The 12,851-nt window shown below is 43.7% G+C and carries 1 protein-coding gene; it reads left to right on the top strand.

Annotated features, from left to right (window positions below; translation table 11 throughout):
* Window positions 1-180 precede the first annotated feature (180 nt).
* On the top strand, window positions 181-12,798 hold the full coding sequence (locus tag MTBBW1_RS15845) for a type I polyketide synthase (protein ID WP_080804736.1): 12,618 nt from the start codon (window positions 181-183) through the stop codon (window positions 12,796-12,798).
* Window positions 12,799-12,851: the final 53 nt, after the last annotated feature.

The raw sequence follows: 12,851 nt of genomic DNA on the forward strand, positions 1-12,851 counted from the left end.
TAACACCAAAATACCTAATAATAATTTTAGCGGGTTATGAGTGAAGTAATCTTAAAACCGGACTTTTTACAGCTTCATCAATATTAACAACTAACAAAAAAACAACATATGACTTTAAGTTTAGAGACAAGGTACGCGTTTGTCTCTGCATGCAAATAGAAAAATTTGGAGAGAAATATAATGCTTTCAAGAATACTTAATTCCAGACTCCCTCTGATAATTTACAACCCATGCAGGGTTTTTTCACTTAACTTTTTTACGGCTGTTTTCAAGGCAGGTGCTCTGCCTGTATTTGATACTGAGTTTTTGTCAAGGCAGGAGATAATAAAAGGAATAAAAGAACTTATAAATGCTGATATACTTTTTGGATTGCGTCTTGTTGAACCTGAAAATATTGAAAAAGATTCCGTGGATAATACCAAAGCCACTGTGAAAGGCTCTTCTACAACCTCTGTGGAAGAGACTTCTGTATCTTCTTCAAAGGAGGAGTTTCAGGCACTTCTCAACGAAATCAGCGATTTTGAATCTCCAAACATTGACACCATTGTCGTATCAATAAATTCCGGTTTTACTTCATCTTCTTCATCTTCTTCCTTTGAATTCAAAAATTTTTCCGACACCAAACTTGTTCTTGAAACAAGGAATATCAACATTAACCACCGCATTGACGCATTAAGTCCCCATGCATTGATTCTCAAAGGCAATGAAGCAGGTGGGCGTGTATCCAACTACTCTTCATTTGTACTCATGCAGTGGTACCTCAAAAACAGCACTTTGCCCATATTTATTCATGGTGGTGTTGGTAGAAACACTGCAAGCGGCATGTTTGCAGCCGGAGTAAGCGGAGTTGTTCTGGACAGCCAGGTGTGGCTTTGTGATGAATCTCCCCTTTCCGATAATTTTAGAAAACTACTCTCAACACTTGACGAGAGTGACTCAATGGAGATCTCCACTGACAGCCGTCATGTTTTCCGTGTATTTGCAAAACTTGGAACCCGTATTGCAAAAGATCTCAAGGAAAAGGGGATTGTGGTCTCTGATAAAAAAGATGGTTCCCTTATTATATATAAGGAAATTGAGGATAATATAACAGGGATGGACAACAGTGATGCCGCTGCTGTCCAGTCCCTCTTTTTTCTTGGCCAAGATGGATTTTTTGCAAAGGATTTTGCAAAACTTCCCACTGATCTTGCCGGTATGATATCTCAATTTTTCAAGGATATAGGCAGTCAGCTAAATGATGTGGATGCCTTTGACCCAATGAGAGCCAACTCTCCAATGGCAGAGGATCATGGAACCCGTTTACCTCTTATTCAGGGGCCAATGGCAAATGTAAGTGACAATCCTGACTTTGCAGTAAAGGTGTTTGAGGCTGGTGCTCTTCCCTTTTTTGCAGTGGGAAGCCTTCCTCCGGTTCTGGCTGACAACATGCTTAAAAATGGTTCTGAAAAGGTCAAGATCTTTGGTGCCGGACTTGTGGGTATTGAGGCATTTAACCCAGCCATTGAAAAGCACCTTGAGATGGTTAAAAAATACAAGGCACCATTTGCTCTTTTTGCAGGAGGGATACCCTCCCAGGTCATTGAACTTGAAAAGGCAGGTACAAAGACATACCTGCATACTCCTTCAATATCCATGATGGAAAATGCCATCAAAAGCGGATGCACCCGCTTTATTTTTGAAGGCAAAGAGGCCGGCGGCCACATAGGATCTCTGTCGAGCCTTGTTTTGTGGGATGCTGCCATTGCAAAGCTTAAAGAGAAGGATGACGAGACTCTTTCCGGTTTAAGTCTTGTCTTTGCAGGCGGAATATCCACATGCTTTGCATCACATTTTATATCAGGAATTTCAGCCTCCCTTGCTGCAAAGGGTGTTAAGATTGGGATTCAGGTTGGCACAGCTTATCTTTTTGCAAAGGAGATTGTGGACACAAAGAGTATAAAAGAGCAGTATCAGACCATTTTGTTTGAAGAGGATGAGACAATGGTAATAGGCAACAGCGTAGGTCTTGCCTCCCGCACAGCTCCCACGGAATTTGCCCGCATGATGATCCAGAAAGAGAAGGAGATGATCAAGCAGGGTGAAAAACTGGAAGTTCGCAAAAAAACCTTTGAGAAAAACAACATAGGCTCGCTTCTTATTGGTGCAAAGGGATTTTTGCCTGACTTCAAGCGCATGGGAGAGGAGTATTACACATGGTTTGAAGGCGAAGAGCATCGAAAAAAGGGAAATTTTCTTGTCGGAGACAGCCTGGCATTTTTCAAATCATCTGTAACCCTTGCCGATATCCACAGCAATTTTTTTGACAGGTATGTCAAACAGGCTCTTTTTTATAATCTCGACAGGCTTGAGATCTTTTCATCAAATAAAAAAAGTGTAAATGACGAGATTGCCGTCATTGGTATGGGGTGCCTGCTTCCTGATGCCCATGATCCTGAATCCCTTTGGGAAAATATCCTTTCAAAACGCTACTCCATAAAGGAGATGCCGGATGATCGAATCAGAAAGGATCTCTATTATGATGCCGATAAATCAGCCGAGGATAGAGCATATACAATGCTTGCAGGTTATGTTGATGATTTTCTCTTTGATCAGGATAGATTTGGTTATGATGATCAGAAAGCTGCCAAGTTATCCCGTACCCAGAAGATGCTTCTTGAAACTGCATACCAGGCAGTTGAAAATGCGGGCTATCTTGATAATGAGACTCTGCAATATGATACAGCACGCTGCCCGTCAGGCAGAGTTGGTGTAATTATTGCCACCTGCCTTGGCAATGAACTTGGAAATGAGCTTCAGATGAAATACCATTTTCCTGAAGTGCTCTCTATGCTCAGGAAAACAGATGCTTTCAACGAACTTGACGAGGAACAGCAAAAAATTCTTGTTGAAGATCTTCAGAAGGGCATGGAAGGGAAAAATGCAGGGTATGATCCGGTTCACGGAATGCTTTTAAACATTGAAGCCTCACGTATTGCAAGGCATCTTGGCATAAGAGGTGTCAACTATGTTGTTGATGCTGCATGCGCATCTTCCTTCAGTGCAATTGATGCCGCAGTGCAGGATCTTCTATCCGGAACCCATGATCAGATGGTTGTTGGCGGGGTAAATACCCACCTTGCACCGGAATCATTTGTAGGTTTCTGCAAGATGGGGGCACTTTCAGCCAACGGCTCTTTTCCCTTTGATAAAAGAGCAGACGGTTTTATTCTGGGGGAAGGCTCTGCTGTATTTATCCTGAAGCGCATGAAGGATGCCATAAGGGACAATGACAACATAATTGGCATAATAAAAAGCATTGGCGGCAGCTCCGACGGCAGGGGCAAGGCAATTGCGGCTCCAAATGTTGACGGCCAGGTGCTTGCCCTCAAGCGCTGCTACGAAAATATGCTTGCTGACAATGTAGCCCCTGAGGATATTGACTTTATTGAGGCCCACGGCACATCCACAATAATGGGAGACCAGGCCGAGCTTCAGACATTAAAGCAGGTATATGCAAGATCAAGAACCGGTATAAGCTCAATAAAGTCCCAGATAGGCCATCTTCTTGGAGGAGCAGGTGCAGCAGGTCTTGTAAAGGCTCTTCTTGCTGTTCAAAAAGGCGTACTGCCACCCACAGCCAATTTTGAGACACTATCCCCCAACCATGACCTTGCAAAATCCCTTTTATATATAATCACGGAACCTGAAGAGTGGAAAACCACTGATAACAGAACCCGTAAGGCTGCTGTAAGTTCCTATGGTTTTGGCGGCATAAACTATCATGTTGTGGTAGAGGAGTTCCGGCCCGGTTACATGCCCCTTAATCGCAGCATTTTCAGGGATCCTTCCCATGACTTCAATGATGAGAGGATTGTCATTGCAGGAATGGGTGTTCGCCTTCCGGGTGCAAAGGATTGTGATGAGTTCTGGAAAAACCTTCAGTCAGGTGAGAAGCAGCTTTCCGATATTCCAGAAGAGAGATTTGACAACAGAAGTTATGCCGAGTTTGACAAAAAATCCATATATCACCTGCCAATGGTGAGTGCCGGAGTTATCAAAGATTTTAAGTTCAATAACATCAAGTACCGTATGCCCCCAACAATTGTAAGATCCCTTGAAAGGGGACAGCTTCTCGGGCTTGATGCTGCTGATGAGGCCATAACAACGTCTGGCCTTGGGAAGCTTTTGGAAAAGGGAAACCGCACAGGTGTAATTCTTGCCACAATGACAGGGGAGAGGCAGAACAAAAATATCCTGAGGGTGAGAAAATCAGAGATTGCCGAGATTATAGAGAAGAGCCTCTGTTGTGACTCTTCAGAAATCGCCTCTGATAAAGCTGCCAAAGGGGATTTAGAGAGCAGCAAAGATAAGATTGTTGCCGGAAAAACAGTATCTTCAGATAGAAATGGAGATATGAATATTGCCGGAAAAATAGCCTCTGAGCTTGTGGAAGCAATCCGCAAACGCATTCCGGAAAACAACGAGGATACAACCCCCGGGCTTCTCTCCAACATAATTTCGGGGCGTATTGCAAACCATTTTGGTCTCAATGGTGTAAACTATGTTGTTGATGCATCCTGTGCATCTGCTGTGATTGCAATAGACAATGCAATAAGAAATATTGCATCTGGAAGGCTTGATTTTGTCCTTGCAGGTGGTGTTGATGCCAATCTTTTTCCTGCTGTTTTAATGGCTTTCAAGCGTCTTGGTCTTCTTTCCGCCACAGAGCCCCGCTTTTTTGATGATCGAGCAGATGGATATGCAATGGGAGAGGGGGCTGCAATACATGTGCTGACCACCTATGGCAAGGCAAAGGAAGCAGGCATGGAGATCCTTGCCGAGGTGAACCACTGCACAATAAAGTCAAGTGTTCCAGATCATCTTCTTGCCCCGTCCGAGCAGACATTTGTCTCAACCATAAATGCCTGCTATCAGGAGAGTGGCATAAGAAAGGAGGATGTAAAACACCTTGATCTTTTCGCCTTTTCCAATATTCTCGGGGATATGATCGAAAAACAGGTTGTGGAAAAATGTTTTCACCATGAGCTATACTGCGGCAATATCAAACCTCAGTTTGGCTATTTCAAATCAGCAAATCCTGCTGTATCCCTTGCAAAGATGGTGCTGATGAATCGCAATCGTACTCTTCTTCCCAATTTCAACTATGACAGGGAGCACACCACACTTAAAAACGGTACAATTCTGAAGGTTGCAAATGAGATGGTGCCGGTATCAGACAGAGAACCTTTACGTTTTGCATTTAATGTCAACGGCATTGGCGGCAACCATTGCCACATGATCATGAGTACCCTTCCTTCCTGGCTGACCCGCACAACAGTTGCAAAGTCGGTTGAAAAACCACTTTTAAGTACCATAAAGGTAAGTTCTTCTGCTGCCGCATCTACATCTTTATATCCATCAACAGTTTCAGTAAGTTCTGGTGATACGGTTTCTGTAAAAACAGATGCTTCTTTAAGTGGTGTTCAAAAAAGAGATAGTGTTGCTTCAAAAGATTTTTCAGGAAGTAGCAACATAAGCCGTCAAAGTCAACTTTCAGGTGGCAGCAACATAAGTCGTCAAGGTCAACTTTCAGGAAGCGGTAACATAAGTCGTCAAGATATAACTCCTAAAAGTCAATTTTCAGGAGGTGGCGGTAAAAATCAGAGGCCTTTTTCCAGCAGTGGCGGCAAACGTCAGAAAATGGTGGCACTTCTTTCCGGACAGGGTGCCCAGCGTCCTGGCATGATGAAGGAGCTTTTTGACAGCGATCCTGAAATCAGGGACATCATGGAGCGTGGTGAAGAGATTTTCATGGAGCAGAGAGGCTACTCGCTTCTGAAGATCATGTTCAATGAAGATCAGCGCCTTAATCTTACTGAAAACACCCAGCCTGCGGTCTTTCTTTCATCTGCCGCCCTTTTTGAGCGTCTCAGTACAAGGGGCTTTAATCCTGACTGTTTTATCGGGCACAGTGTAGGAGAATATACAGCTCTTTTTTGCAGCGGAATGCTTGATTTTGATGATGCCATGCGCCTTATCATAAAACGATCTGATCTTATGAAAGAGGCTGCCACAAAATATCCCGGCAAGATCATGGTGGTTTTCAGAAATGAAAAAGATACTGCCGCATCCATAAGAGAGTCCGGCCTTTCCGACATCTACATAACCAACAAAAACAGCGAAAATCAGACAGCCGTATCAGGCAATGCCGAAGCCATTGAGTCATATTGTGCATTTTTAAATTCCCAAAATATTGTATTCAGGAGGCTCAACCTCTCCGGAGCGTTTCATACACCGCTTTTCAGGGATGCGGCAGAGCAGTTAAGGGAGTATCTTGCCACCATAACCTTTAATGATGTTCCCTTCTCCCGTGTGATTTCCAATGTAACTGCAAGACCATATCCGGAAGATCGCATGGCTGTAAAGGATCTTCTGGCACGTCAGATCACATCCCCTGTGGAGTTCATAAAATCTGTTGAATATGTCTATGAATCAGGAAGAACCCACTACATAGAGATAGGCCCAGGAAGGCTTCTTGCCAATCTTTTAAAAAAGATCAACATTGCCGAATACCAGAGTATTGTTGCAGTTGATGCAAAGCAGGGGGAACTCAAATCCTTTGAGGCTTGTCGTGACTATCTTAAATCCTACAGCACAATATTTTCAAGGCAGCATCCACAAAGAGATGCAATTCTTCCGGCAAGGAAAAAAGCACTTTTACAGGCAGTTGAAAGCCGTCGTTCCCATCAGGCAGTGACCCTTGAAGATGATTTTGATTCATTTAAAAGGGAAAATGCCGAGCTTGCGGAAAAACTTCTCCATGATGAATTTATCCGACGCAAAAGGGAAGCTGCAATGGAGGCTGTGGAGCGCTTTAATTTCACAACCGACCCAATTGTGATTTCAGGGGTATCTGTTGGACTTCCCGGTAAGGCAAACCGTGTCTTTGCATCTGATAACTTTGATCGTATCCTTGAGGGCAGCAACTTTATTGAGCCTTTGACCTTAGATGAGCAGCTTAAGATAACAGACAAAAACATTACACGCCTGTTTAAGCAGCCAGACGGCAATGCACGTTTTGTGGAGATAACACGCACCGAGGATGTGATCCACCTTGCAGGTCAGCTTGGATATTTCAGTCTCACAGACGAGTATGGAATAAAAGCGCAGTACGATATCAGCATGGCCCTTGGAATTGCAGCCGGTATTGAAGCCCTTAAAGATGCAGGTATTCCCCTTGTGATGCAGTACAAAAAGTCTGCATCAGGCGGAAAGATGATTCCCGATGGTTTTGCCCTTCCAAAAGAGATGCAGGATGAGACAGGCGTTATAATAACATCTCTTTTCCCCAGTAACGAAACCCTGATAAATGAGATGGAGCGATACTTTTATGATAAGCTCTTTTTAAAGCCATATGAGGAGTTTGAGAATATCTACTACTATCTCATGGAAAATGTTAAGGATGCCACAGTAAAGGCATCGGTTACTGACTGGTTTTTCAAGATAAGAAATCGTAAAAAAGATGAGTTTGGCCCCTACAGATTTGACAGAAACTTCATGACCAATGCCTGCCCCCTTGGTTCTGCTCATCTTGCCCAGATAATAAGGGCAAAGGGGCCCAACACCCTTGTGAGCAGCGCATGTGCATCAACCACCCAGGCCATAGGCATTGCCGAGGACTGGATAAGGGTTGGACGATGCAGGCGGGTCATTGTAATTGGCGGCGAAAATGCCACATCTTCTGCCCAGAACCAGTGGATAGGTACAGGATTTTTGGCACTTGGCGCTGCCACTGTCAAAAAACGTGTATCTGAAGCAGCAAAACCTTTTGACAGCGACCGTAACGGCACAATCCTGGGAAGCGGAGCTGTGGGGCTTGTTGTGGAACAGGCATCCCTTGTTCAAGAGCGCGGCATGAGGGGACAGGCTGAAATTCTTGGAACACACATGGCCAACAGCGCCTACCACACGTTCAACATTGATGTGGCTCACATGGCAAGCGAGATGAAGCGCTTTATCACAAAAATCGAGGAGCAGCATCACCTGAAACAGGAAGATTATGCCTCAAAGCTTCTTTTCATGTCCCATGAGACCTACACCCCTGCAAGGGGAGGCAGTGCCGATGCCGAGGTGACAGCTTTAAAGACCGCTTTCAGTGATCATCTTAACAACATCTGCATTACAAATACTAAAGGCTTTACAGGCCATACGCTTGGGGCAGCCATTGAGGATGTTGTTATGATAAAAGCTTTGCAGAGGCGACAGGCTCCGCCCATTGCCAATCTGACAAAAATCCCCGATCATTTTAAGGAGCTTAACTTCAGCAGCCGCAAAAAGATCAATTCTGAATATGGCCTGCACCTTGCGGCAGGGTTTGGTTCTCACTTTGCATTTCTGTTTGTCAGGCGCATTGAGGAGAAGCAGTTTGAAAATAACAGAGAGTATGCTCTTTGGCTGGAAAGAATTACAGAGAGCTACAACCCTGAACTTAAGATCATAGACAACACTTTGTGCGTGGTTCCGGGGGAGCTGAAAGGGAATGTCAGCAAAACTTCTGACTCTTTTGCGCCAAAAACCGCAATCTCTTCAGGTGCAATTCCTTCAGGTGCAACTCCTTCAGGTGCAATTCCTTCAGGTGCAACTCCTTCAGGCGTAATTCGTTCAGGTGCAACTACTTCAGGTGCAACTACTTCAGGTGCAATTCCTTCAGGTGGAATTCCTTCAAGTGTACCAACTTCAGGTGCAATGACCCAAAAGCCACGTACAGAATCTGTTCTGGCCTCGACGCCCGAAGTTTCCCGGGAAGCATCTCCCACAACAGCGGCAACATCTGCCCCAATGTCTGCACCTTCCACATCAGCTATTTCTGCTCCTGACACTTCAGGTATCATTGAAAAAGTAAAAGAGATAATCGCCGAGCAGACCGGATACACGTCAGACATGCTTGAGTCTGATCTTGACCTTGAGGCTGATCTTGGAATCGACACTGTAAAGCAGGTGGAAATATTTGCAAAAAGTGCCGGAGTATTTGGCTTTGCAGTACCGGAAGATCTTAAACTCAGAGATCTTAACACCATTGATAAACTTGCAGCATATATAAACTCTGTTGTGGGAGGCCATCATACAGCTCCAGTTGCCGGTGATGCTGCACAGAGTTCAACCACAGCAGCAATCTCAACGGAAGTTGCTGTGGAATTTCCAGGGATATCCTCCAGCGATCTTTCGCATTACATGGATAGGGTAAAGGAGATAATAGCCGAGCAGACCGGATACACGTCAGACATGCTTGAGCCAGATCTTGACCTTGAGGCTGATCTTGGAATCGACACTGTAAAGCAGGTGGAAATATTTGCAAAAAGTGCTGCCACATTTGGTTTTGCAGTACCGGAAGATCTTAAACTCCGTGATCTTAACACCATTGCAAAGCTTTCTGCATATGTTGCTTCCAGAACAGGGGCAACATATGGAGTGACAACAGACATAGAAGTTTCATCGCAATCTGTAGCGAGATCAGAATCATTGCAATCAGAAAGCCCGACAGAAGGCGTTTCTTTAACATCCAAAACAACACTTGCTTCAATTGAAACAACCCTTGCAAAGATAAGGGAGATCATAGCAAATCAGACAGGTTACACCGAAGATATGCTGGATGCAGATCTTGACCTTGAAGGAGACCTTGGAATTGACACTGTAAAGCAGGTTGAGATTTTTGCCAATGCAGCCGGACATTTTGGATTTCCGGTTCCGGAGGATCTGAAACTTCGTGATCTCAATACCATTGCAAAACTTGCTGCATATGTGGATGCAAAAATAGCTCCTTCCGGGATTGTTAATGACAACACAGAAACCGGTATTAATTCAGAAATCAATGACAGTACTGGATTCGTTGATAATTCAGAAGTTATTGATGGTAGTTTACAAATCAATGATAATACAGATGACAATGCAGATGGCAATGATGATCCTGATGACCCAGAGCCTACTCCACCCGCAGGAGGAGGCAAGCCTGAAGCTGGAGACATGAAGCGACTGGTGCCTGTAATAAGGGAGACAGGTCTTCCTGTAACCACAATGGGCGAAACATCCTTTTTAAAGGGTAAAAAGGTCATCATGACCCTTGACAATGCAGGTTTTGCACAGAGAATTGCAACAGCTATTAAAAGAGAGGGTTGTCAGGTTACGGGTATTTTGCCTGTTTCACCTTCAGTAAAGACTTCCTCAGAAAAGGCTTCCTCAGAAAAGGCTTCCTCAGAAAAGGCTTCCTCAGAAAAGACTTCCTCAGAAAAGACTTCCACAGCAATGACTTCCTCAGAAATGCCTTCTTCTGCTGAAACAGAAGATGTGAAAAAGGATTTTGACTTTTGCGATGATATCATTTTCGCCGATTTTTCGTCAGATGAAGCAACAGTTTCAAGTGCTGAGAAAATATCAGCAACAATATCTGCAAAAAATCAGGAACCGGATATCTTTATAAATCTTGCTCCCCTTGATCTTGTTTTCAGGGGAACATCATCACCATTGACAACTGAACAGGATGAAAAATCATCACCATTAACACCGGAACAGCATGTCAAATCTTTTTTCCTTCTTATAAAAAAGATGTATGGGGCATTGAATCAACAGGGGAAAATGATAGCAGCTCTCTCTATAAATTCTGTTGTTTTTCCCCACGATGACTCTTTAGGATTTAAAGAAACTTCAGGGTTGCAAGATTATTCGGAGGGTATTGAACCATGCTTTGCAGGTATTTCAGGTATGATGAAAAGCCTTGCCAAGGAGATGCCTGATACAAGGGTGAAAATGGTTGATATTTCAACATCCCTTGAACAAAATAGCGAGAAACAAACTGACAGTGCCAGAATTAAGGAGGCTATTTCAAAACTATTTCTTGATGAGATAAGCTCCCATGATCCAAGGGTGGAGACAGGTTATAAAATAGCTGCTGATTTTAAAGATATCAAAAAATATGTGATGCGCCTTGAAGAACAGCTCTGCAAGACAGGAACACCCCTTGTAAATTCCGCCGATTGCCTGCTTGTTACAGGGGGCGCAAGAGGCATAACATTTGAAATCCTCAAATCCCTGGTATCACAATATAAAACCGATCTTGTGATAATGGGAAGAAGCGATATTGACGATATTGTGCCTGAATTTCTTGATGAATCCTATAATGAATCAGCGATCATGGCTGCATTGAAGCAGCGGGGCAAAGGAGATTCCGGACAGGCTCCACTGAAACCACTTGAATTGAAAAAAGCAGCATCAAAAATAATATCCATAAGGGATTCCAGGAAAAACATTGAAATCCTCAAATCACAAGGCATAAATGTGACATACCTTGCTGCCGATGTTGCAGACAGAGATGCTGTTGAAGATGCCCTGAAATCAATTGACCACATTGACGGTGTGATTCATGCCGCAGGTCTTGAGGAGAGTATGCCCTTTGAGAAAAAGAGCTTTGACTCATTTTTGCGTGTATTCAACACCAAGGTTTCCGGCTGTGCAAATGTTATCTCTGCCCTTAAAGGAAAAGGGGTAAGGTTTCATGTGGGCTTTTCATCTGTCACGGCAAAGTTTGGCAATGAAGGTCAGACAGACTACACAGCCGCAAATGATATGATGGCAAAAATCCTGATGAAGGAAGAGGCTAATAGTCCGCAAATATTCTGCAAAATAATGGACTGGACTGCATGGAGCGGTGCAGGAATGGCAACCCGTGAAACAGTTCAGAAGGTTCTGACAGAGCGTGGCCTTAAATTTTTGCCCCTTGAAACAGGTATTGCCTTTTTTATGGATGAACTTACGGATTCTGAAACCAGGGAAGTTGTATTTACAGGACTTGATCACGCCTTTGACAGAGACGGTATTTTGACCATTGCCCCTTTCCTTGACAGCAGGTTTGACGATATCGTCGATGACACTACTGTTTTTTCCAGAAACCTGAACATTGAAAAAGATCGCTTTTTGCTGGATCACTCCATGGAAGAGACCCCGGTCTTTTTGGGGGCAACCGGTGTGGAAACCATGGCAGAAGCTGCAATGGCCATACATGGTGCGAAAGGTCATGGTATCAGCGAAATCAAGAACTTTTCGATACCTTACGGCATAAAACTGCTCCAGAAAAAACCCAAGGATATAATGATTTCAGTTAAACCAGGGCTGGCAACAGTTTTAGAAAAAAAATCCGGTCAACAAAGCTACAACTGCCGCATTACTTCCCAGTTTGTCAACAATGCAGGTGTTGCCATGGGCGATCCAAAGCTCCATTATCAAAGCGAAGTAATTATTGATCATCTCTTTGATTATTTGGAAGGCCATTCCGGAAAAAAACGTGATATTCCTGAGTTGAAAGAAGTTGAAAATGGCGAAAGGCTTGCAGAACTTATCTATCACCCACAGCGTCTTTTTATGGACGATATTTTCAGAACCATACAGAAAGTTCTGTCATTTGACGGAGAAACGGTTATCACTGAAATTTCGGACAGAAGCAGATCAACATTTTTCACTGAAGATCCCTATCCATGTTTTCTCACTGACGTTATCCTTCTTGATGGCATGTTCCAGACAGGCGGTGTCTTTCAGTTTTTTACAGATAGTGTTATCGTTCTGCCCTACAAAATCGGTTCTCTCAAGTTCCACAGAAGAGGAGAAAAGGATGCAGAATATCTCTGCATCACAACCAGAACAGCATCGGATGACGAGACAGACACATTCAATATTGATCTTGTTGACAGGGAAGGCAATTATCTGATGGAGCTTGTGGATTTTCAGATGGTGAAACTTCAAAAGCTGCCGGAGAATTTGAGGATCAGTTAAACAACCTGATTACTCAAAATCCACATCTTTTTAGACCAATACTCCCAAAAATT

The sequence above is a fragment of the Desulfamplus magnetovallimortis genome (assembly GCF_900170035.1).
Taxonomy (GTDB): domain Bacteria; phylum Desulfobacterota; class Desulfobacteria; order Desulfobacterales; family Desulfobacteraceae; genus Desulfamplus; species Desulfamplus magnetovallimortis.